17 protein-coding genes are annotated in these 21,118 nt (G+C 62.3%); 10 read left to right on the top strand and 7 right to left on the bottom strand.

Translation table 11 applies throughout. The features are described 5' to 3' along the window. Positions 1 to 88 precede the first annotated feature (88 nt). The 4 genes from C7T36_RS08390 (at position 89) to C7T36_RS08375 (ending at position 4,392) form a co-directional block, all read left to right on the top strand. Positions 89 to 1,768 carry an NTF2-like N-terminal transpeptidase domain-containing protein gene (locus C7T36_RS08390; protein WP_045064667.1) on the top strand — a complete coding sequence of 560 codons (1,680 nt, stop codon included), beginning with the start codon at positions 89 to 91 and terminating at the stop codon, positions 1,766 to 1,768. 81 nt (positions 1,769 to 1,849) lie between these two features. Continuing rightward, positions 1,850 to 2,752, top strand: a complete 903-nt coding sequence (locus tag C7T36_RS08385; protein WP_045064665.1) for an LLM class F420-dependent oxidoreductase — start codon at positions 1,850 to 1,852, stop codon at positions 2,750 to 2,752. Beyond that, positions 2,749 to 3,609 carry an SDR family NAD(P)-dependent oxidoreductase gene (locus C7T36_RS08380; protein ID WP_045064662.1) on the top strand — a complete coding sequence of 287 codons (861 nt, stop codon included), beginning with the start codon at positions 2,749 to 2,751 and terminating at the stop codon, positions 3,607 to 3,609. Before C7T36_RS08385 ends, C7T36_RS08380 begins: the two co-directional genes overlap by 4 nt. Before the next feature lie 45 nt (positions 3,610 to 3,654). Continuing rightward, on the top strand, positions 3,655 to 4,392 hold the full coding sequence (locus C7T36_RS08375; protein WP_033231729.1) for a sulfite exporter TauE/SafE family protein: 738 nt from the start codon (positions 3,655 to 3,657) through the stop codon (positions 4,390 to 4,392). A 20-nt stretch (positions 4,393 to 4,412) separates the two neighbouring features. On the opposite strand, the gene C7T36_RS08370 is transcribed toward C7T36_RS08375, so the two are convergent. The 4 genes from C7T36_RS08370 to C7T36_RS08355 form a co-directional block, all read right to left on the bottom strand. After that, a complete protein-coding gene (locus C7T36_RS08370) occupies positions 4,413 to 5,885 on the bottom strand; it encodes a peptide MFS transporter (protein ID WP_033231728.1) in 1,473 nt (490 codons plus the stop codon). A 57-nt stretch (positions 5,886 to 5,942) separates the two neighbouring features. Further along, complete coding sequence (locus C7T36_RS08365) at positions 5,943 to 6,320, bottom strand: DUF3054 domain-containing protein (RefSeq protein WP_033231727.1); 378 nt, start codon at positions 6,318 to 6,320, stop codon at positions 5,943 to 5,945. Between the two features lie 71 nt (positions 6,321 to 6,391). After that, positions 6,392 to 6,946, bottom strand: a complete 555-nt coding sequence (locus C7T36_RS08360) for a YceI family protein (RefSeq protein WP_033231726.1) — start codon at positions 6,944 to 6,946, stop codon at positions 6,392 to 6,394. Between the two features lie 28 nt (positions 6,947 to 6,974). After that, positions 6,975 to 8,771 carry a 2-isopropylmalate synthase gene (locus C7T36_RS08355; RefSeq protein WP_084702443.1) on the bottom strand — a complete coding sequence of 599 codons (1,797 nt, stop codon included), beginning with the start codon at positions 8,769 to 8,771 and terminating at the stop codon, positions 6,975 to 6,977. 165 nt (positions 8,772 to 8,936) lie between these two features. Here C7T36_RS08355 and C7T36_RS08350 point away from each other — a divergent pair, with 165 nt between their 5' ends. Continuing rightward, positions 8,937 to 9,617, top strand: a complete 681-nt coding sequence (locus C7T36_RS08350) for a FadR/GntR family transcriptional regulator (protein ID WP_080711612.1) — start codon at positions 8,937 to 8,939, stop codon at positions 9,615 to 9,617. On the opposite strand, the gene C7T36_RS08345 is transcribed toward C7T36_RS08350, so the two are convergent. Both C7T36_RS08345 and C7T36_RS08340 read right to left on the bottom strand, forming a co-directional pair. Then, the gene (locus tag C7T36_RS08345; protein ID WP_051730285.1) at positions 9,614 to 10,720 is read right to left on the bottom strand and encodes a TIGR00374 family protein; all 1,107 of its coding nucleotides are present in this window, start codon (positions 10,718 to 10,720) and stop codon (positions 9,614 to 9,616) included. The two genes, C7T36_RS08350 and C7T36_RS08345, sit on opposite strands and share 4 nt — an antisense overlap. A gap of 9 nt (positions 10,721 to 10,729) precedes the next feature. Beyond that, positions 10,730 to 12,208 (bottom strand): adenylate/guanylate cyclase domain-containing protein, encoded by a 1,479-nt coding sequence (locus tag C7T36_RS08340; protein WP_033231724.1) that lies wholly within the window; start codon positions 12,206 to 12,208, stop codon positions 10,730 to 10,732. 224 nt (positions 12,209 to 12,432) lie between these two features. Here C7T36_RS08340 and C7T36_RS08335 point away from each other — a divergent pair, with 224 nt between their 5' ends. The 5 genes from C7T36_RS08335 (at position 12,433) to C7T36_RS08315 (ending at position 18,215) form a co-directional block, all read left to right on the top strand. Beyond that, on the top strand, positions 12,433 to 13,626 hold the full coding sequence (locus C7T36_RS08335) for an AI-2E family transporter (protein WP_033231723.1): 1,194 nt from the start codon (positions 12,433 to 12,435) through the stop codon (positions 13,624 to 13,626). Beyond that, a complete protein-coding gene (macS, locus tag C7T36_RS08330) occupies positions 13,619 to 14,824 on the top strand; it encodes a MacS family sensor histidine kinase (RefSeq protein ID WP_045064659.1) in 1,206 nt (401 codons plus the stop codon). Before C7T36_RS08335 ends, macS begins: the two co-directional genes overlap by 8 nt. A 28-nt stretch (positions 14,825 to 14,852) precedes the next feature. Continuing rightward, positions 14,853 to 15,485, top strand: coding sequence for a response regulator transcription factor (locus C7T36_RS08325; RefSeq protein ID WP_045066679.1), 633 nt, complete (start codon positions 14,853 to 14,855; stop codon positions 15,483 to 15,485). Between the two features lie 39 nt (positions 15,486 to 15,524). Further along, a complete protein-coding gene (locus C7T36_RS08320) occupies positions 15,525 to 16,250 on the top strand; it encodes a DUF1707 domain-containing protein (RefSeq protein ID WP_045064658.1) in 726 nt (241 codons plus the stop codon). Between the two features lie 87 nt (positions 16,251 to 16,337). After that, positions 16,338 to 18,215, top strand: a complete 1,878-nt coding sequence (locus tag C7T36_RS08315) for a DUF2339 domain-containing protein (RefSeq protein ID WP_045064657.1) — start codon at positions 16,338 to 16,340, stop codon at positions 18,213 to 18,215. On the opposite strand, the gene C7T36_RS08310 is transcribed toward C7T36_RS08315, so the two are convergent. After that, the gene (locus C7T36_RS08310; protein WP_045064655.1) at positions 18,190 to 21,111 is read right to left on the bottom strand and encodes an MMPL family transporter; all 2,922 of its coding nucleotides are present in this window, start codon (positions 21,109 to 21,111) and stop codon (positions 18,190 to 18,192) included. The genes C7T36_RS08315 and C7T36_RS08310 overlap by 26 nt on opposite strands. Between the last annotated feature and the right edge of the window lie 7 nt (positions 21,112 to 21,118).

Raw genomic sequence — 21,118 nt, 5'->3', positions numbered from 1 at the left:
TTCGATGACACCGCCGTGGCTCAACCGTGACACGTTCGTAGGCATCCCGTGCTTGTTACGGCTGTGACAGAAGTGAAGAGTTGCACCAATGGGGCCCGGAGCACAGAAAAGCAGCCGTGGAAAATACGTCATTGCTTCGATAGCTGCTGTTGTCATGACAGTGGCACTCGCGTCGTGCGTCGTCGGGGGAGAAGAGGAAACTGACGCCGCGACGGTCGTCGAAGACTTTGTCACCGCACTCAACAATCACGACGTGGACGCGGCCGCCAACCTCACGTCGTACCCCAATGCCGCACGCGCATCCATCTCGCAGATGTTCGAGGGATTGGAAGCACGTTCCACCGACTTCGACGTCGCCCAGGTCATCGACCTCGGTAGTGACTCCGGATTCTTCACCCTTGACGCAGCCTGGAACTTCGGCGAAGGCAAGGACTGGACGTACCAGTCCCAGGGGGAGGTCCGGGACCTCTCCGTCGGTTGGCGAGTGTCCTGGGATCCGTCGGTCATCGTCCCCGGCCTCGGCAGCGGACGCACCGTCGACTACACCCGGACCGACGCCGCCCCGCCCAAGGTGGTCGATGCAGGCGGGACTCTGCTCATGAACGAGCAGACCATCAACGCCATCACTCTCGACCCGGCATCCATGCCCGATCCCGTCGACTCGACGCGCCGGCTCGCGAAAGTCATCGAACCCGTCGCTCCGCTGGTGACCAGCGAATCGATGCTCGCTGATCTCGCGGCGCACCCGGGGCAGTCGATTACAGCAGTGCTCCTGCGCGACCCCGACTATCTGTACCTCGAAAGCGACTTCGCCATCCCCGGAGTTGTTGTCGTGAAGACGCCCAAGCTCATTGCGTCGGATCGCCGGATCAATTCGCCGCTCCTGGACCCGTTGCGTACCGCGTGGCAGGCAAACCGCGACGCCACCGCAGGTTGGGCGGTCAATCTTGTCGACCAAAACGGAGCAGCAGTCAAACAAGCCGGTTTCCAGGGACCTTCAGGACCCGACGTTGCCGCGACCATGGACTCGCACACACAACTCGCGGCAATCGAAGCTGTGGTGAGCGCTGGAACGCCGGCGGCGATAGTCGCGATCCGACCCTCGGACGGCGCGATTCTCGCTGCTGCACAGAACAATCAGGCCATCGAGCAGGGGCCGATCGCCTTCACCGGGCTTCGTCCGGCAGGCGGCGCGCTGGACCTCGTGCGGTTGGCTTCGTCGATGCAGAACGGCGTCGAGCCGCGTGCCGTGTCCGGCGAACAGCTGGCCGACACGGCGCGGCAACTCGGTCTGGGCAACGGATTCCACATCCCCAGCCTCGAGCAGCAGACGGCCACGTTTGCGTCGGATGGTTCCGGCGGAAACGAGTCGGTGAACAATATCGTGGCTAATCGGACATCCTCCGGTGCCGGTGAACCTCAGGTCACGCCATTCGGTATGGCTATGCTCGCGGCGTCCATTGCCCGCGGCAGTGCGCCGACGCCGATGATGGTGTTCGGTCAGCCCGCGACCGCCGATACCGCGGCGTCAGCGCTGCCGGAGGACGTGACCAACCGACTCCGTGATTCCATGCGCGGCGCGGGCGGCTTGGTCGGATACCCGGATCTGATCGCTGCCGGTGCGGCAAGTGGTGACGATCGCTGGTTCTTCGGATCACGTGGTGACCTGGCCTTTGCGGTCTTCGTCGCTGATGCCGACGGCAATGATCGGGCACAGCAGATGACGGAGAAGTTGTTCCAGGAGCTGGCAAAGCCTGCCGACAAATAGATGAGAGCGTGACTTTCAAATATGTAATCGCTATTCTCATCTCTGGAAGAGTATCTGCCAGAGAGGGCGCACTCGGTGACAATGCGATTCATCTACCACTACCCGGAAATAAGCGGTCTGGACGGAGACGTCCTCGATCCAGGGCCGTTGCGGGACGTGGCCGTTGCCGCTGAGCTGGCGGGATTCGACACGCTGTCTCTCAGCGAACACCCGATACCCGGCGCAAAATGGCTGGCCTCCGGCGGGCACCAGACGCTCGATCCATTTGTTGCCCTCGGCTACGTCGCCGCCGCAACCGAACAGTTGCGGTTGCTCACGTATCTGGCGGTGGCGCCGTACCGAAACCCCTTCCTGCTGGCAAAATCCGCGTCGACCCTCGACAAGCTGTCCGGTGGCCGCCTCACACTCGGGCTCGGAACGGGATATCAGAAGAGCGAGTTCCATGCTCTCGGAATCGATTTCGACGAGCGCAACGAACTCTTCGACGAGGCGCTCGATGTGCTTCCACTGCATTGGAGCGGTGAACCGTTCACGTATCGAGGCAAGCACTTCAGTGCCCTCGACGTCATCGCCCGGCCGAGGCCGATCCAGAATCCGATCCCCATCTGGATTGGCGGCAACTCCAAGCTGACTCGTCGCCGAGTAGCCGAGCGCGCACAGGGATGGATGCCGATGTCCGGTGGGGCAGAGTTGAGCGCTACCGCGCGAACACCCACGCTCGGATCGGTTGATCAGATCGGCGGCCACATCACCGAACTGCGAAATGCGGCGCTCGCCGCCGGACGCGCCGAGCCCATCGACGTTGTGTACTCCTATCACGGCGACGGGATACACACCCCGACAGTCGAATCCGATCGACACCGCGAAGTGTTCGACGACCTCGAAGAATCAGGCGTCACCGCAGTGGTGGTTTCCGGTCCCATCGACGGTTTGGCTGCCACCGTCGAATTCCTCGAAGCGTTCGGGTCCACGTACCTGTCATGAGCACGCGATGGTTCGAAGATCGGGCCGGGTTCGCCGGATGCGTAGCCGTCATCACCGGCGGCGCCGGTGGGCTCGGCAGTGCGATTGCCGCTGATCTTGCCGAAAACGGTGTGCGGCTTGCCGTCGTCGACATCGATGCAGAGGCTGTCGAGCGTCTGCGTCGTGAGTTGGCGGAGGGCGGATGCGACGCCGTCGTACATCACGGTGACGCGCGTGATCCGGACGAGTTGAACGTGTTGTTCGAGGCTGCTCACGAGCGGTGGGGCAGGCTCGACATCCTGGTCAACGTTGTCGGTGGCACCTTCCGAACACCATTTGCGGAATCGACACCGAAAGGGTGGGACGCGCTTTTGCGCACGAACTTCCATCACGTCCTACATGCGTGCTCCCTCGCGGTGCCGATGATGAAAAGCGGTGGGCGAGGCGGCAGCATCGTCAACGTGACAACCATCGAAGCGCACCGCGCGGCGCCCGGTTTTGCCGTCTACTCTGCGGCAAAGGCTGCCGTCGAGCAGTTTTCGCGGACACTGGCCGTCGAACTGGCCCCGGACCGGATTCGCGTGAACAACGTTGCACCGGACTTCGTCCCGACGCCAAATCTTGCCCGATTCGGCAGTGGGGACCATTCGATGGCAACCCCGGTGGGGGCTCGGGTGGCCATACCGATGGGACGAGTCGGGCATGTCTCCGATGTCTCGAACAGCGTCGTCTTTCTTGCTTCCGGACTATCCACCTTCATCACCGGGACAACACTCCATCCTGACGGCGGAACATTGGCGTCGTCCGGGTGGTTCAACTGGCCGGACACGGGTTGGGCGAACTACGCACCGACGCGGTTTCTGGAGGGGCACGCGTAGGCGCGTGGCGCGGGTGAGAATCCGCGCCCGGTAGGTTCATGAGCTGTGAACCTGCTCGATTTCCTCTTTCTTGTCGTAGCGGGATTCTTCAGCGGTCTAGTCGGCTTTGTCACCGGACTGGCGTCCATCGTGTCGTACCCGGCGCTGCTCAGTGTCGGGTTGTCGCCTGTCAGCGCCAATATGACCAACACCGTGGCACTGGTGGCCGTCGGAGTCGGCGCATTGGCGAACTCATCGCGCGAAGTTGCCGATACGGGACCCAAACTTGTTCGCTGGTCTCTGTATTCGGCTGCGGGCGGCATCATCGGTGCGTTGATTCTGTGGCTCGCACCGGAGGGTTCGTTCGAATCGGTTGTGCCGGCGATGGTTGCGTTTGCGGCGCTGGCACTGCTGCTTCAACCGAAGATTCGTGAACTCTCCGGGGGCGGCGACCGTCCGGGAATCTACTCGGCCGCCCTGTTTGCCGTGGCCGTGTACGGCGGGTATTTCGGCGCGGGTGCCGGCGTCATCTTTCTGGCGGCAACCCTCATCCTCACATCCGAAACGGTGTGGCGGGCCACAATTCTGAAGAGCTTCTTCCTCGGCATTGCGAATCTGGTTGCCGCCCTCATCTTCGCTTTTTCCGGGCAAGTGCACTGGGTGGCCGCGCTGGCCATGGCTCTCGGCGCATTGGTGGGTGGCTGGTGCGGGCCACCCGTCGTGAAGAAAATCCCGCCATCGGTACTGCGGGTGGCAGTAGCGATAGCGGGATTCGCTTTGGCGCTGTGGCTGTGGGTCAAATAGCGGGCAGGGTCAAATAGCGTTTACTGCACGCCTTGCATCAGCTTCTTGATCCACGGCGACGCGGCAGCAAGCACTACGCCGATTCCGATCGACGAGAATCCGATGATCAGGAAGAACGGCTTGCTGTCGTCTATGTCGAAATGACCGGCAAGGGTTCCGGCCATCGAGGATCCCAACGCGACGGACAGGAAGAACAACGCGACCATCTGCGTGTGGAAACGCTCCGGCGCCAGTTTGGTTGCGAGCGACAATCCGACAGGGGAGAGGAACAGCTCCGCAAACGTGAACAGCAGAAGGACTCCGGCCAGCCCGAGGAGCGGTGCACTGTTCGGACCGCCGCCGGTGATCGGAATGAAGGCGAGGAAAGCCAGGCCCATGATCCCGGTGCCGATTGCGAACTTGATGGGCGACGACGGCTGCCGTGGGCCGAGTTTGGTCCACATCGCCGCGAACACGCCTGCGAAGACGATGATGAACACGGGGTTGATGGACTGAACCCAGCTCGGCGGGAAGTCCCAGCCGAAGAGGTTGCGGTCCAGAAGCTTGTCCGAGATCAGCGGAACCGTCGTGAATTGCTGCTGGAACAGCGACCAGAAGGCAGCGCTGGCAATGAACATCGGGATGAACGCAAACACACGGCTGCGTTCGACCTTTGTGATCTGCTTGCTGGTCAACATCAGAAGGAAATATCCGACCGATGCAATGACAGTCAGACCGACCACAACGTCGGACATGTTGTCCGCGGTGATCAAACCGGTAATCGATGCGATGGCGACCACAACGATCGCAGCAACACCGATTCCGATGTAGAGGGTGCGCTTATCCGCGGGAAGCGGGTTGCCCGGTGCGGCGCCGATTCCGTGAAGGTGCTTGCGGCCCAACGTGTACTGGATAAGGCCGAGCGCCATGCCGACGGCCGCCAGAGCAAATCCGGCATGGAATCCCCAGGCATCCTGCACTGCGCCGGTCAACAGCGGACCGACCAAACCGCCGATGTTGATGCCCATGTAGAAGATCGAGAAACCGGCGTCGCGGCGCTCGTCCGTCGGCGAATACAGATCGCCGACCAACGAGGTGGCGTTGGCCTTGAGGCCACCACTGCCGAAGGCCACCATGACAAGACCGATGCCAACGCCCCACAGACCGGGGAACACCGCCAACGCGATGTGGCCGGCCATGACCAGCGAAGCACTGTAGAAGAGCGTCCGCTCCGACCCGAGAAGGCGGTCGGCCACCCACGCACCGAGGATCGTGGACAGGTACACGGTGCCGCCGTACGCGCCGACAATGCTTGTCGCGGCGGCCTGGCTGATACCGAGACCACCGTCGGCGACGGTGTAGTACAAGTAATAGATCAGGATGCCTTGCATCCCGTAGAAGGAGAACCTCTCCCACATCTCCACGCCGAACAGATTGGCCAATGCAAACGGTTGGCCGAAGAAGCCCTTGTCTTCCTTCTCGGTCCGTTCGGCAGGCTCCGTAGTGTTACTCATCCGAAAAGTGTCCTACTTCGTAGCGCAATTCGGGTAGTTCCGGACCGCTCGACACGGTTACGACCTGGCACGAATTTTTGCGATGACCGGAACCAGTGCGCGCCACCCGAGTAGGAATGCGCCGAGGACAAGCGTGGCGACCACGATGAAACTGAACTGCGTACCTTGACCGCTGAGCACTCGCAGGACCATGCCGATGACGACGGTGGAGAGCCATACGACTATGCCGGTGGGGAGTAGGAGAACGGCGTTGAACTTGTCGCGGTACAGCGCGAACGTGGCAGACCATCCGATTACCAGGCCGGTCAGGAACGGCCATGATGTCTTCGCCAGGCCGGCGAGCGCATTGGCTTCTTCGTGTGTACGGCGCCCTATCGCGCAAAAGATAATGACAAGAACGGCGTCGATCAGCAGGAATGGTGCGTACTTCTTCACCTGGTCACCATACGACTGTGCGCCTTTCCGGTAGTTGGCACTACCGGAAAGGCGCACGTGGCCGAAGGCCCTTATGCCTGCAGACCAGCCTCGATCTCGAGGGTGATGGTGATCTTGTCGCCGACAACTGCTCCGCCGCCTTCGAGGGGCATCTCGATGGAGATGTCGAAGTCCTTGCGGTTGATGACGGTGGTGGCTTCGAATCCGGCAACCGGGCCGTTGCCCATACCGGGGTTGACGCCGTTGAACTCGAGGTTCAGCTCGACCTCGCGGGTGACACCGTGGAGGGTGAAGTCGCCTGCGAGTACGAAGTCGCTGCCCTTGGCGCGCACTGCGGTGGACTTGAAGGTAGCCGTCGGGTACTTCTCGACGTCGAAGAAGTCAGCGGACTTGATGTGGCCGTCACGCTGCTCGTTCTTGGTGTTGATGGAGGCGACCGAGATTTCGGCTTCGACGGCCGGGGTGCCGTCCTCGGCAACCGTGATGGCGCCCGAGAACTCGTCGAACGTGCCGCGAACCTTGGACACCATGAGGTGGCGAACCGAGAAGCCGACGGTCGAGTGGACCGTGTCGATAACCCAGGTTCCTGCGGTCAATGCGGGCAATGTGGTGGTAGCGGCGGTCATCGAAGCTCCTTGATAAGTAGTTGAATGTTCAATTGCTTGTAGGTTCAACTATGAACCCTCGAGAATCCTTCCGCAAGTTCGTGTGACTGTCATCACATGTGCGGGATGCGGCCGCGTAGACGGCATGGAGCGCCGACGCCGTGACGGACTGATGAACAGCCACTCCCCAGTGCTGGACTCCGTTGACCAGGGCTTCTGTGATGGTGACTGCCGAAGTTGCACTGGCCGGAGAATCCGAGTGGCCGGGAAGTGAATGCTGCGTGAGTGACAGAACTTCGATGCCGGTGCCGTTCTCGGTCAGGATCCTGGCCATCGCCTCGACGGGCCCGGACGCACTGGCCTGTGCGGTAATTTCCTTGCCGTCGCGATCGAGGACGACAAACAGATGATCACCACCGGAGTCGTGTTCCACCGAATATCGGCGCATTCCTCCGTTGTACCCGTACTCGCGCAGCAGGAGGTTCCACAGCTGGTCGGCGGTTATCTCGAGTCCGGAGCCATCGGTTTCACGTTGAACGCGCGCCGCAAAATCGATTTGCAGGCGTCGAGGGAGTTCGACGCCGTATTCCGATGCCAGCAAGTAGGCGATGCCTCCCTTGCCGGACTGGCTGTTTACCCGGATCACGGCCTGGTAGTCACGACCGACGTCAGCGGGATCGATCGGCAGGTACGGCACTTCCCACGGCGCCTGCGACGGGTCGATGCCAAGGATTTCCGCGCGCTCGTAGTGATGCGCAAACCCCTTCTTGATCGCGTCCTGGTGGGTTCCCGAGAATGCGGTGTACACCAGATCGCCGCCGTACGGGTGGCGCTCGTGCACCGGAATTCTGTTGCAGTACTCCACTGTTCGACGAATTTCGTCGATGTCGGTGAAGTCGATTCTCGGGTCGACGCCCTGTGCGTGGAGGTTGAGCCCGAGCGTCACCAGATCGACATTGCCGGTGCGCTCACCGTTACCGAACAGGCAGCCTTCGACCCGCTGAGCGCCGGCGAGTACTGCCAGTTCGGCGCACGCCACTCCGGTGCCACGATCGTTGTGTGGATGTACGGACAGGATTACCGAATCGCGTCGAGCGAGATGGTGGTGCATGTATTCGATCTGGTCCGCGTAGATGTTAGGAGTGGCGATTTCCACTGTGGCAGGCAGATTGTGGATGACCGGGCGATCTGGGCTCGCATCCCAGAGTTCGCTGAGGCTGTTGCAGATCTGCAGCACGTAGTCCGGTTCCGTCAGGTTGAAGACCTCGGGTGAGAACTCGAACCGCCACCCGTCGTGAGCGTCACCGCCGCGAGCGACATCCTCGGCGGCGCGAAAGATCATGCCGTGCAGTTCGTCTCGTTCCTTCCCCAGGACCACATCGCGCCAAGTTGGTGCAGTAGCGGTGTACATGTGAACTACCGCGTTCGGCAGTCCGGCGATGGACTGGTAGGTTCGCTCGATCAAATCTGTTCGGGCTGCGGTGAATACAACGATCGTGACATCGTCGGGAACAAGGTCGAGGTGGACGAGGTCGCGAACGAAGTCGAAGTCCGTCGCACTGGCGGAAGGGTAGCCGACCTCGATTTCCTTGTAGCCGATCGCCACCATCAGTTCGAACATCCGGCGTTTGCGGGCCGGGTCCATCGGTTCGGCGAGGGCCTGGTTGCCGTCGCGCAGATCCACGGGAACCCACAGGGGTGCTTCGGTGGTGCGATTGGCCGGCCAGGTTCGATCGAATGCCGGAATGTCGACTCGATCCCACGCGGCGCGATAACGCGCGGACGGCATGGGGGAGGGTTTCTGGTTGTTCCAGGTGGTGCCCTGCTTGTTCCAGGTGGTGCTCATCGGGGGTTCTCCTGCGGGTCTTGGTGAGAGACCGGCCATGGCGGAACCCCGCGGAGGGGTGCCGGTCTTTTCAGGCCCCGCCGCGGCAGTCGAGAAGGAGTCCTCGGTAAGCCATGAGGGCTACACTAGAACGAAATCACTTATCAGACAACCTGAGGAGTTTCCGTGCCGCCGATGGTCGAACGCCGTCTACTCACCGATCAAGCCGCTGAGCTTCTTCGTGCTCGTATCATCGGTGGCGAATGGGCAGTCGGTGACAAACTTCCAGGTGAAACCACTCTGGCGGCGGAATTGGGTATCGGTCGTTCCACGATCCGCGAAGCCGTTCGCACCCTCGCCGGACTCGGCATGCTGGAATCGCGTCAGGGCGCCGGAGTGTTCTTGCGCAGTACAACTCCACCCGACCAGTGGCCTCGGGTCCTCGAATCAGAAGCCATCCTGCATGTAGTCGAAGTGCGCAACGCCGTCGAGGTGGAGGCAGCTGGATTGGCAGCCAAACGACGCGACGACACCGATATCGCAGAACTCAGGCGTGCGCTCGGCGGTAGGGCCGCGGCCGCGAATTCCGGTGATGCCGCCTTTGTCGACGCCGACATCGCGGTGCACCGCGCGGTGGTCGAGGCGGCGCACAATCCGGTTCTGTCTGAGTTGTTCGAAACGTTTGTCCCACGACTTCGGACTGCGTTGATCGAGCTGATCGGCGTCCTCGATCTCAATCCGCACAGCCAACCCGATGCCGACGAACACCGAATGTTGGTGGACGCCATCGAAGCCGGTGACGCGGAGGCTGCCGTGCGAATCAGCCGTGCCCATCTGGATGACATGGCAGCAGCGTTGCGACGCTAAACGCCGGGTTGTTCGCCGCGTTCGAAGTCGATGGTCATGTCGGCGTCGTCGCGATGCGTCGCTCGGAACGAAATCAGGAAGACGACCCACCCCACGAGCGCCACGAGTACAAGACTCACCATTCGGTAGACGAAGACCGCCGCGAGAGCTTGTGCGCCGGTCGCTCCGGCGATGGTGAGCGCAGTGATCAGTGCTGTGTCCACGTATCCCAAACCACCGGGCATCAGAGGAATACTCCCGACGGCCTTGGCTGCGGTGAATGCGATCAGCAAACCGGCAAACGAGGGGTGCGCACCCACAGCCCAACAGGCAAACCCGAGACAGGCGACGTCGGCAACACGATGGATCGCCGACCAGCCGAAAGCGATGACGGTATCGGTGCGCCCGAGTTCCACGGAATCGAGTTGAGTGAGAATCTCGGACCAGCGTGACACTCCACGGTCTGGATGATTACCGCGAAAGCTGTTGTACCGAGCCAGGACCCAGTGTCCTAGGCGTTCGAGGCTACCGGGGTTCTGGGCGATATATCGCAGGCCGACGAATAGAAGCGCCACGCAGATAATCGAGATGGTCAGCGTAACTGGACTGACCTTGGTGCCGAAAGCCAAAGCGCCGGTTGCGCCGAGAAGTGCCAGCGTTGCTGCGGCGATCACACCGCACATAGCCAATTGCCACGACGCGACAATGGGCGTCGCACCCCACTTGCGGGTCTGCTTGTATGTGAACGCGGTGGAGAAAACCTGCCCCGCAGGCAATGTGAGCGCCATCGCGGTACTTGCGTAGATCACGGAGAGATTTTTCAGGTGGCCGGCCACCACACCGGCAGCATTGAGAAGCCGCTGCTGAACCGACGCGTATCCGCTGAGTGAGACGGCCTGGGCGGCGATGCAGGCCGCAACCCAGCCCCAGTGGATTTCCGTCAGTGCCTGCCATGACTCATTGAGCTTTGGCCACAGCAGTGTCCCTTCGACAACCAGCAGAGTGATCAGCGCCAGCCCGAGAACATACTTCAGCCACCAGAATCGCCCACGAACCCGACCGGGCTCGGCGACGGACGGCGGGGGCCGTCTCAGTCGCCACGGGGTCTTTCCAGGTAGTGCCATCGATTCAGACTAACCAATCTGTTCTGGATCTACCTCGGGATATTTCTGTGGCCAGGCTAGATGAGTGAGCCGTCTGCGCCCACGAAGTTGAACCTGCTCGCCCAGTTCCCACTCGGCCTGCTCCTCCTCGTCCGCAAAATACAGCGCACTCGTCGACGCCAGGACTCTGCTGGGACGGAACTTCGCGAGCTCCGTCAAACGCGAGGCCTCGTTGACCGGGTCGCCGATCACGGTGTACTCGAAACGTTCCGCCGCACCGATATTTCCCGCGACCGCCAAACCTGCGCTCACACCGATACCGATGTCGAGGCCGGTGATCGCGTCGAGCTTGAACCGCAACTCGCGCGCAGCAGCCAGCGCAGCCGTCGGTGCGTCGGGTCGATCGAGGGGAGCGCCAAAGATCGCGAGCGCCGCATCGCCCATGAACTTGTTGACAAAGCCGTGGTGACGGTCGATCACGTCCACGACGATGCGGAAGAATTCGTTGAGCAATTCGACGACCTCGCCGGGCGGACGTTCAGCCGCAGCGCCCGTCGACCCGACCATGTCCACGAACAGAACCGCGACAAAGCGTGTTTCACCGCCCAGTTCCGTACCGAACTGCAAAGCGCGTCGAGCGACGTCCTCGCCGACATGTTGGCCGAACAACTGGCGCAGCAGACGACGCTCGTCCGACTCCTTCATCATGCGGTTGAACCCGACCTGCAGACGCCCGATCTCACTGCCGTCGAACACCTCGACACGAACGTCCGTCGCACCGCGCTGGACCCGCTCGATGGCGCGTCGAAGTTGGCGGATGGGGTCGGAGATCTGGCTGGCCGTCAGCATCGACAGCGCAAATGCCTGCACGATCGCCATGATCGAGATCAACAAGATCGCCCACGCCAACGAGTTGGGTGAGAACTCGAGATCAGTGGTGAGTTGGGTGGCGCACAGCAAGATGATGCCGGCGACGGGCATGAGCGTGCCCAATCCCCACGTCATTGCCAAACGGGTGCCGACGCCTGGGGCCATGGTCCGATCGAACTCGCCCTCGCTCAATGCGAGTGCAGCGACGGGACGCAGGATTCGCTCGCCGAGCATGTACGTGAACCCGAACGTCGTGGTCGCGGCCATGCAGACGGTGACAATCACCGCGATAGCCAACCCGGGCATCTCGTTGATCGTCAGAATGACGAAGATGATGCCGCCGAGGAACCAGAGAACAAGGTGGACGATCGCTTGGCGCAGCGGCGCATGCAGCGCTGCCATCTGCTCACTGCGCGTCGGGGGACCGCCGCGCAATCTCCACCGGATGACCTTGCGGAGCATCATGGCTGCCGCCGTCAGACTGACAACACCGGCAAACGCGAGGTAGATGCCGAACACCGCGAAGTTCCGGACATGATCGGCAACGATCGCGTCGGATTCCTCGATGGGGACGCCGTACCGCACAAAGGCAAAGACCAGCACCGCGCCGATCAGGTTGGCTGCGAGCATCGAAACCATATAGATGGGCCATCGACTGCGGATCGTCACCGCTATCGCTCTGTATGAAGCCCGCACAGCGTTCAATTTAGCTGGCCAGGGTCGAAGTACTGGTATGCGCGTCCCATTTGTGTCTGCCCACGGTTGTCGGCTCAGGCGGTTAGGCTCCCGAAGGGAACGCAGGATAAGGGGAATGCGGAGGGGATTCGGCCCATGAATGAGTTCGAGAATGAGTTCGAGCGGGAATGAACAAGCCCATCACGTCCGACGCGAAGTCGGTTCATCCCGGCGTGCGGATCGCAGCCGAGTGGTCGTGGCGCCTGATCGTGATCTTTGCCGGCTTGGCGGTCCTCGGATACGTCGTGCTGCGGCTCGAGACGGTGCTGATTCCCGTCGGCTTGGCGCTCCTGGCGTCGGCGCTGCTCATTCCGTTCGTAGACCGGATGCAAACGTGGGGCGTGCCGCGATCAGCTGCCGTTGTAGTGGTGTTGCTCGGTGCCCTCGGCATCGTTGCCGGAATCATGACGTTTGTGGTCGAGCAGTTCATCGACGGTCTTCCAGAGCTCACCGATCAATTTGCTGCCAGCGTCACACAAATCCAGAACTGGTTGACCAGCGGCCCGTTCCATTTCAGTGAGGACCAGATTCGCCAAGCGGGCGATTCCGTCGTCAAATCGGTGCAGTCCAATCGCGAAGAACTGACCAGTGGCGCACTGACCACCGCGGCGGTTGTCACCGAGATCTTCACCGGCGCGCTGTTGACCTTCTTCACCCTGATCTTCTTCCTGTACGGCGGAGACCAGATCTGGGAGTTCGTCACCCGGATCGTTCCGCGCGATTCGAGGCGTCGGATCCGGATCGCGGGCGCCGCCGGCTTCGGTTCACTCATCGGATACGTACGTGCAACGGTTGCCGTCGCCGCAGCGGACGCCATCGGTATCGGCGCTGGCCTCGCGATTCTGGGAGTCCCGCTGGCGTTGCCCCTGGCATCGCTGGTGTTCATCGGCGCGTTCATCCCGATCGTCGGTGCTTTTCTCACGGGTTTTCTTGCAGTCCTCGTCGCCCTGGTCACCAAGGGATTCCTGACCGCCCTGATCGTGCTCGGCATCATCATCGGCGTCATGCAGCTCGAAGCGCACGTCATGCAGCCCCTGCTGCTCGGCCGCGCAGTCAGGCTTCACCCGCTGGCCGTGGTTCTCGCGATCACCGCGGGCATCGTCCTTGCCGGGATAGTCGGCGGGCTCCTCGCCGTACCGATCGTCGCGGTCCTCAACACGGCTATCCGCTCACTGCTCGCCGACGATCCCGACGCCGTGTACGCCCAACTGCACGTCGAAGATCCGGAGACACCGCTCTATCCGGCGGAACCCGACGAACCACGAACCGAACCGCGCATCGAAAATCCGATCCCACCCGACCAGGCCACCCACGATGACTGACCCGACCCGCCGACGCCGATTGCACTACCGGCCCACCGTCCGCGAAGCATCCGGAATAGACACCGACCCTGACGCACCGCTGTGGCGGGCCGCGCAGGCCTTTCGGCTGGTCACTCTGGTGTACGCGATCAGCTACCAGTTCGCTTCGGCGTCGGACTACACCAACGCACGTCTGAGTTGGTTCTTCGTCGCGCTCATGGCGGTGTGGTCCGGTGCCTCCGCAGTCATGTTGGCCGCTGAAACGGTCCCACGAAAATATGTCGTACTGGCAGATCAGCTGATCGTCATCGCGCTCATGGCGTCGACGAGGCTTGTGTCAGATCACGAGTGGTACCAAAATCACCAGACCCTACCGACGACGCTGTGGGCCACCAACGCCGTGATCTCGGCGGCGATCCTCGGCGGGCCGTGGCTCGGAATCGCATCAGGCGTTGTCATCTCCTCGGCCAGCGCGATCATTCGGGACCAGATCAATCTTGATCTCTGGCGCGACGCCACAGCCCCGGTCCTCGTATCAGTCGGCTTGGCGCTGGGCCTCGCCACCACCACCGCACGGCGCGCACATCGCCAACTCGAACAAGCCGTGCGCCTCGCCGCAGCCACCGAAGAACGCGAAAGACTCGCCCGTGAAGTCCACGACGGAGTACTCCAAGTTCTCGCGATGGTCCGAAGACGAGGCGCAGCGCTCGGCGGTGAAGCCGCAGAACTCGCAGAACTGGCCGGAGAGCAGGAAGTGGCACTGCGCATGCTCATCTCCGAACAGGGCTCAGGCGCAACCGCCGACACGGGAGGTCAGAGCGTCGACCTGTGCCCACTGCTCACCACTGGGGCGAGTGCGACGGTATCCGTCTCGACACCAGCCGACCCTGTCATCCTCGACCGCGACCGCGCCATCGAACTGGCCGCCATCGTCGACAACGCCCTGTCCAACGCAGCCCTCCACGCCGGCTCGGGCGCCAAGGTTTTCGTACTGCTCGAAGATCTACCGGGCGAGGTCATTGTCAGCATCCGCGACGACGGAGTCGGTATCCCCGACGGCCGGTTGGCCGAAGCCGAAGCCGAAGGCCGCATGGGAGTATCGAAGTCTATTCTCGGACGCGTCGCGGTGCTCGGCGGTACCGCGAGTCTGCACACCGGACCCGGGGAGGGCACAGAATGGGAAATCACGGTGCCGAAGGAAAGTAGTGGAAGTGACTGAGCAGCAGGGTGTAGCAGGGGTGTCCGTCATGGTGGTCGACGATCACCCGATGTGGCGAGACGGAGTGTCCCGCGACCTCGAAGCAGCCGGATTCATCGTCGCAGCCACCGCAGACGGCGTCGAGCGTGCCCGAAACCGCGCCGCTGCAGTGACACCGGACGTTGTTCTCATGGACATGCACCTCCCCGACGGAAATGGCGCAGACGCAACCGCAGCCGTGCTCGAAGTTTCGCCCCACAGCAAGATCCTTGTGCTGTCGGCGTCGTCGGAACGCGACGACGTACTGGACGCGATCAAGGCGGGAGCGTCCGGTTACCTGGTAAAGAGTGCTTCCGTCGACGAACTCCTGGGAGCCGTACGCGCAACCTACGACGGGCAAGCTGTCTTCACCCCTGGCCTTGCCGGACTGGTACTCGGTGAATACCGACGCATGTCCACCGCCCCTGCCGACGACCGTGCACCCGAGGTCCCGAAACTCACCGAACGGGAGACCGAAGTGCTGCGACTGGTCGCGAAAGGGCTCAGCGCCAAGCAGATTGCGACCAGGCTCTCGCTGAGCCACCGAACCGTCGAAAACCACGTACAAGCCACGCTACGCAAACTTCAATTGGCCAACCGCGTCGAGTTGACGCGTTACGCAATCGAGCAGGGTCTTGACTGATATCCGGGAAAGTCTCGATTAACGCTTATCCTGGAAACCATGGAGGCCAGGAATCTACGCGTATCGGATGCAGAACGAGAGCACGTCGGCGAATTGCTGCAGAAAGCCGTCGGTCAGGGGATGCTCTCACTCGGTGAGTTCACCGAACGTATGGACACCGCGCTGGCTGCAAAGACCAGGGGCGAACTCAACGTCGTACTTGCCGATCTCCCGGGTATCACCTTGATCTCGGATTACGAGCCTCCCGCGTATCCCGCGTCGGCCGGCCAGTCCGGTTATCAGTATCCGGCCCCGGGTTACCAGCAGCCGCCGGTTCATCAGCAGGTTCAGTATCCGCAGCCGCAGCCCTATGCCGGACAGAGTGGGCCTCCGGCGGCCGGTGCCTACGGCGCAGCCAATGCCGCGATCATCCGCGGACGGATGTCGACAGTGACGCGCAACGGCGCGTGGATCGTCCCGCCGGCCGTTGTGATCGACACTCGAATGTCCAGTGTCACCGTAGATTTCACGCGTGCGGTCATGCAAACACAGATCGTGCATGTCTCGATCAACGACTATGCAAGCTCGATCTCGCTGATCGTCCCCGAAGAAGCCACGGTGGACATGAACGATGTCGAAGCCATCGGTGGCAGCGCTTCCAACAAGGTGCGGTCCGGGCCTCAGATGGGCCCGCTTCACGTAGTGGTGCACGGCAAGGTGCGCTTCGGTAGCGTCACTGCAAAGCATCCCTTCGGAACCACCTTTCGCAAGTTCCTTGGGTCCTAGATCGAAAGGTGTGCTCACCGAAAGCCCCTATGTCGGTCGAGTAGTACTACTCATTCAATCGAGGATTGACTGAAGCAAGCTCGGTGTATGACCACACCAAGTTCTCCTGCCGTCGATCCGCGACTGGTGACCGCTCTGTCGGACGAATGCGAAAGCATCGGACGGCAGTTGCGCCACATGGGGCAGAACCTGTCGATTCTGCAGACGCAGCTGACCACGATGCGGCCTGCAGCGCCGGCTGCGGCGCCCGTTCAGGTTCCCGCGTACGTTCCACAGCCGGCCCCGCAGCACGTGGCCTCGCAGCACGTTGCCCCGCAACCGCAGTACCTGCGCCCGCCAAGTCCGCCAATGCAACCGAGTCCACCGAAGCAGCCCAGTGTGCCGTGGTGGCAACGTGACGGCGTGATCAGCCGACTCCTCGCGATTGCCGGGGTGGGAGTCACCTTGATCGGTGTTGTCATGCTGTTGGTTCTGGCAGCCCAGGCCGGTTTCTTCGGACCACCGCTTCGAGTGATCGGCGGAGCAGCCCTGTCCGGTGCCCTGATCTTCGCAGGGTTCCGGGTGTACGGACGCCCGGGCGGCAGGGTGGGAGCAATCGCGCTGGCGGCCACCGGATTTGCCGGTCTCTACCTCGACGTGATGGCAGCGTCGGTCCTGTACGGCTGGATCGTCTCGCCGCTGTCGATGGTGATTGCCTTCGGTATCGCTGCTGCCGGAGTCTCGGTGGCGGTCAGGTGGAACTCCGAACCTCTTGCGCTGCTGATCGTGCTCGGCGCGGCATTGGCAGCCCCCGCCTTGGCCGGCGCACTGACGTTGTCGCTCATCGGTTTTCTTGTTGCTCTCCAAGTGGCAGGGTTCTCTGCTCAACTCGGTCGCGACTGGAAATATCTTGGCATGGCCCGGACAGTGCCGGTTGTGATCGTATTGATCGCAGCAATCATCGGAGTGTCCCTCTTCGATGGAATGCAGGTTGATTCATCGGCATTGACGTTCAGTGCTGTTGTTGTCTCCCTGATCGGACTGAGCGGTGCAGTTGCCTTGCAGTGGAAGGGATCCCCGTCGCGTGACGGTGTTGCGGGCGCCTGGTCGAGTGCGACGTTCATTGTCGCAACGCTCCCACTGCTGGGAGTCGACGTACTCCTCGGTGATCAGATGGCCTCCCTGCTCTACGGCGTCATGGCACTGGTGCTCCTGTCCGGTGCTGCAGTCGGCACGGCATTATCGACTCACCTGCGCATGGGTATCGCCGGTACCGGTGCAGTGGCTCTGCTGCTGTGCTGTGTTGCCGGGTCGCCGCAGTCGTTGACTGCTGCAGTTCTGCTTGCCGTCGCCACCGTCTTCATCGTGATTGCAGGTTCGACCGGATCACGTTTCGTCTGTGCGCTCGGATCCGTTTTTGCCGCAATCGGATTGATCGGATTCCTGGAATCCGCGTCGCCGTCCATGTTGATGACGTCCCGTGCCGCGTCTGCCCATCTCGATGCGCTGACGGCACTCACGAGCCTGACGGCGATCGGAGTGCTCGTGGCATTCGTGTGGGTCATGAGTCGATTGGCATTGGTCTCGGAGAACAACATCGCCGTCGCCTGGGCCATCAGCGGAATGGGCATCCTCTACGCCGCTACCTGCGCACTGGTTGCTTCGGGCATCGAGATATGGGGCGGCACAACAGGGTTTGTGTTCGGCCACAGTGCAGCAACGGTCGTATGGATGCTGGCCGCCACATCCGCACTCGTATTCGGACTGAACAATCGCGAGCACGCACACACGATGCTGGGAACCGGCCTGACGCTGACCTGCGCAGCGCTGGCAAAACTCTTCCTGTTCGATCTCGCCACCTTGAGCGGACTGGTTCGCGGTGTCGCGTTCCTGGTGGTCGGGCTACTGCTCCTGCTTGTCGGGACGCGCTATGCACGCGCCTTCGGCAAGGCGGACCAGATCAACTCCGCTTCTGCCGCGCGATGAGCTCGCTGACGCTCACGGCATTACCGTCGTCGGGGCGGTGGCGTCCGCTGACTGCGTTGCCGGACGACGGACCGTTGGGCGTGGATTCAGACGCCGCGCCGGTGGTGGCCGCTCCGTTACTGCCTGCGCCGTTGGTCGCTGCGCCGTTGGTTCCAGCCCCGTTGGTTGAAGCACCATTGGTTCCAGCCCCGTTGGTTGAAGCACCATTGGTGCCGGCACCGTTTGTTGCTGCACCGTTTGTTGCTGCACCGTTGGTCGGTGCCGAAGTGCGGACGGCCGGCAATGGCCTCGATGCAGGTTGCGCCTCACCCGGGGTGCGCAGGTCCGACAACCAGCTTTCGATCGGTCGTTCAGTGGAAGCCGGTGTAGCGGGGGAGGTGCGGCGGGCGGTCGGAGCCGGTGTCGGTGTTGCCGTTTGTTCCGGCTTGGCCGCCTTGTACGTCGGGTTGGGGACCGGTGCTTCGATCAGGTCCTGCGGCGCACCGGCCGGTCGGTCGGTACTGCGGCGGCGGGGTGTCTCGCCGGGCGCGTATGTCCTGGGCGTTGGCGCCTTGACCGACATCTCGCTGAGGGGGATGGGCTCGGTGAGGGGATCGGGTTCGCGCTTGCCCCCGACCGTTGCTGGGGGCGGGAGTACCCGCGACGGCGTCGCAGCTTTTGCCTGCGCTGACTCGGTGATTTTTGCCTGGCCGGGACCGGCGATCGCGCCGACGGGCGTGAGCTGGGGGACATCGACGAGCGCAAGTTCGTTGTCGAGGATCGGCTCGCCCAGTCCGATCTTCTCCTGGATTCGTTTCATCCAGGCCGGGGCCCACCAGCAGTCGTCGCCGAGCAGTTTCATCGTGGCGGGCACGAGGAACATGCGGATGAGCGTGGCGTCGATGACCAGGGCCGCGATCATGCCGTACGAGATGTACTTCATCATCACCAGTTCGGACAGGCCGAACGCGCCGGTCACCACGATGAGGATCAACGCCGCCGCGGTGATGATGCGGCCGGTGTGCGCTGTTCCGATGCGGATGGATTCGGTGGTGCTCGCACCCTGCGCGCGCGCTTCCACCATTCGTGAGAGTAGGAAGACTTCGTAGTCGGTGGAAAGCCCGTAGACGATCGCGATGATCAACACCAGAACTGGCGACATGATCGGGCCGGGTGTGAAGTTGAGCAGTTCGCTGCCGTGGCCGTCGATGAAGATCCACGTCAAGATGCCCAGCGTCGAACCCAGTCCGAGAGCGCTCATCAGGGCTGCCTTGATCGGCAGGACCAACGATCCGAAGGTCAGGAACATGAGCAGTGTGGTCAGCAAGATGACCGTGACGACCATCAGCGGTAGACGGTCGAGTAGAGCGTCGACGCTGTCCTGCTCGATGGCGGGGGTGCCGCCGACAAGGACCGTCGTGCCTTCCGGCCAGTCCGCGGCGCGGAGGTAGTCGATGGTGGGGCGAGCTTCGTTGCGCTCGGTCAGGCCGGCTTTGAGGACGTTGACGCCGTCCTTGGTGGCCACTTCGGGGGTGAACTTCTCGACCAGGCCCGGTGCGTTGTTGGCGGTCTTCGCTATCTGGCCGAGCGCGGTGTTGTCTGCGCCCTGGATGACCAGACGGACAGGTTCGGTTCGGTTACCCGGGAAGAGCTCGTCGAACTCGGCTTGAGCTACGCGCGTGGGGCTGTCGGGCGGCAGGTACGTCTCGTTGATGCCACCGAACTTGATGCCGGTGAGCGGAATGATCATCAGGAGCAGTGCGGCCACGATCGGAACGGCAACCTTGAGCGGATGCCGCATCACGAACCTGGTGAGGTTGCCCCAGAAGCCGTTTTCGATTTCCTCGTTGGTCTTGGTCTGGCGAAGCCTCTTGAACGTCAACGCATCGATCCGCTTGCCGAGGATTCCGAGGATGGCAGGCAGGATCGTGACGGACGAAATGGCCGCAAGCATGACGGCCGCGATTGCGCCGTACGCAACGGATTTCAGGAAGCCCTGGGGGAACAGCAGAAGGCCGCCGAGGCTGACGGCAACCATGGTCGCCGAGAACATGACAGTGCGGCCTGCGGTCATGACCGTTCTGCGGACCGCCGTCGGCGTCTCGTGCCCTTCGGCGATTTCTTCACGGAAACGACTGACGATGAACAGCCCGTAGTCGATGGCCAGACCCAGCCCGACCAAGGACACCACGGGCGCGACAAACGCGTTGACCTCGGTGAAATTGGTGATCAGACGGATGATGCCGTTGGCACCGATGACGGTCAGGCCGCCCACGATCAGGGGCAGGGCAGCAGCGACGACGCCACCGAACACGAAGAAGAGCAGCACACCGACAGCAGGAATTGCGAGCATTTCCATGCGCTTGATGTCGTTGGCCATCGTGTCGTTCAACGAGTTCGCGACCGGCTGCAGACCGGCCAACTGCACGTTGACACCGTCGATGTAGAACTCGCTCTCGACATCGCGGAAGTTGTTGGACACCGCGGTGTCGTTGTCGCCGGCAATGGCCACGCTGGCAACGGCATGTTGCTTCGTCGGGTCCGCCAAGGCGGCGACGGAAAGTCCGTCACCGACCTTGAAGTACGAACCGTTGATCTTCATGATCTGATCCGGATGGTCCGAGACCAGTCGTTGCAGGCTGTCGATGACCTTCGCTTGGAACTCCGGGTCGTCGACGGTTTTTCCTTCGGGCGCTGTGTACAGCGCCAGAACGTCGCCGGCGGTGCTACGTCCGAACGTGCCGTCGGCGAGCTTTGCAGCCTCGACCGATTGTGACCCCGGATCGTCCCAGCCGCTCTGGCTGAGATGGTCCTGCAGGCTCATGCCGTACGCGGCAAGCCCGAGGAGTCCCGCCACCATGACAGCGATGACGGTGAAGCGGGCACGATAGACGATGCTTCCCCAGCTGGCGAACACTGATCAA

The organism is Rhodococcus sp. AD45-ID (assembly GCF_003023755.1).
Lineage (GTDB): Bacteria > Actinomycetota > Actinomycetes > Mycobacteriales > Mycobacteriaceae > Rhodococcus_F > Rhodococcus_F globerula.
Note: the sequence above shows the minus strand (reverse complement) of the source record. Positions and strands in the feature narration are given on the sequence as shown.

Excerpts from the sequence above, each read along its gene's own strand:
- C7T36_RS08390 (WP_045064667.1), top strand. The coding sequence starts at position 89 with ATGGGGCCCGGAGCACAGAAAAGCAGCCGTGGAAAATACGTCATTGCT.
- C7T36_RS08385 (WP_045064665.1), top strand. The coding sequence starts at position 1,850 with ATGCGATTCATCTACCACTACCCGGAAATAAGCGGTCTGGACGGAGAC.
- C7T36_RS08380 (WP_045064662.1), top strand. The coding sequence starts at position 2,749 with ATGAGCACGCGATGGTTCGAAGATCGGGCCGGGTTCGCCGGATGCGTA.
- C7T36_RS08370 (WP_033231728.1), bottom strand. The coding sequence starts at position 5,885 with ATGAGTAACACTACGGAGCCTGCCGAACGGACCGAGAAGGAAGACAAG.
- C7T36_RS08360 (WP_033231726.1), bottom strand. The coding sequence starts at position 6,946 with ATGACCGCCGCTACCACCACATTGCCCGCATTGACCGCAGGAACCTGG.
- C7T36_RS08355 (WP_084702443.1), bottom strand. The coding sequence starts at position 8,771 with ATGAGCACCACCTGGAACAAGCAGGGCACCACCTGGAACAACCAGAAA.
- C7T36_RS08345 (WP_051730285.1), bottom strand. The coding sequence starts at position 10,720 with ATGGCACTACCTGGAAAGACCCCGTGGCGACTGAGACGGCCCCCGCCG.
- C7T36_RS08340 (WP_033231724.1), bottom strand. The coding sequence starts at position 12,208 with ATGGTTTCGATGCTCGCAGCCAACCTGATCGGCGCGGTGCTGGTCTTT.
- C7T36_RS08335 (WP_033231723.1), top strand. The coding sequence starts at position 12,433 with ATGAACAAGCCCATCACGTCCGACGCGAAGTCGGTTCATCCCGGCGTG.
- macS (WP_045064659.1), top strand. The coding sequence starts at position 13,619 with ATGACTGACCCGACCCGCCGACGCCGATTGCACTACCGGCCCACCGTC.
- C7T36_RS08325 (WP_045066679.1), top strand. The coding sequence starts at position 14,853 with ATGGTGGTCGACGATCACCCGATGTGGCGAGACGGAGTGTCCCGCGAC.
- C7T36_RS08320 (WP_045064658.1), top strand. The coding sequence starts at position 15,525 with ATGGAGGCCAGGAATCTACGCGTATCGGATGCAGAACGAGAGCACGTC.
- C7T36_RS08315 (WP_045064657.1), top strand. The coding sequence starts at position 16,338 with ATGACCACACCAAGTTCTCCTGCCGTCGATCCGCGACTGGTGACCGCT.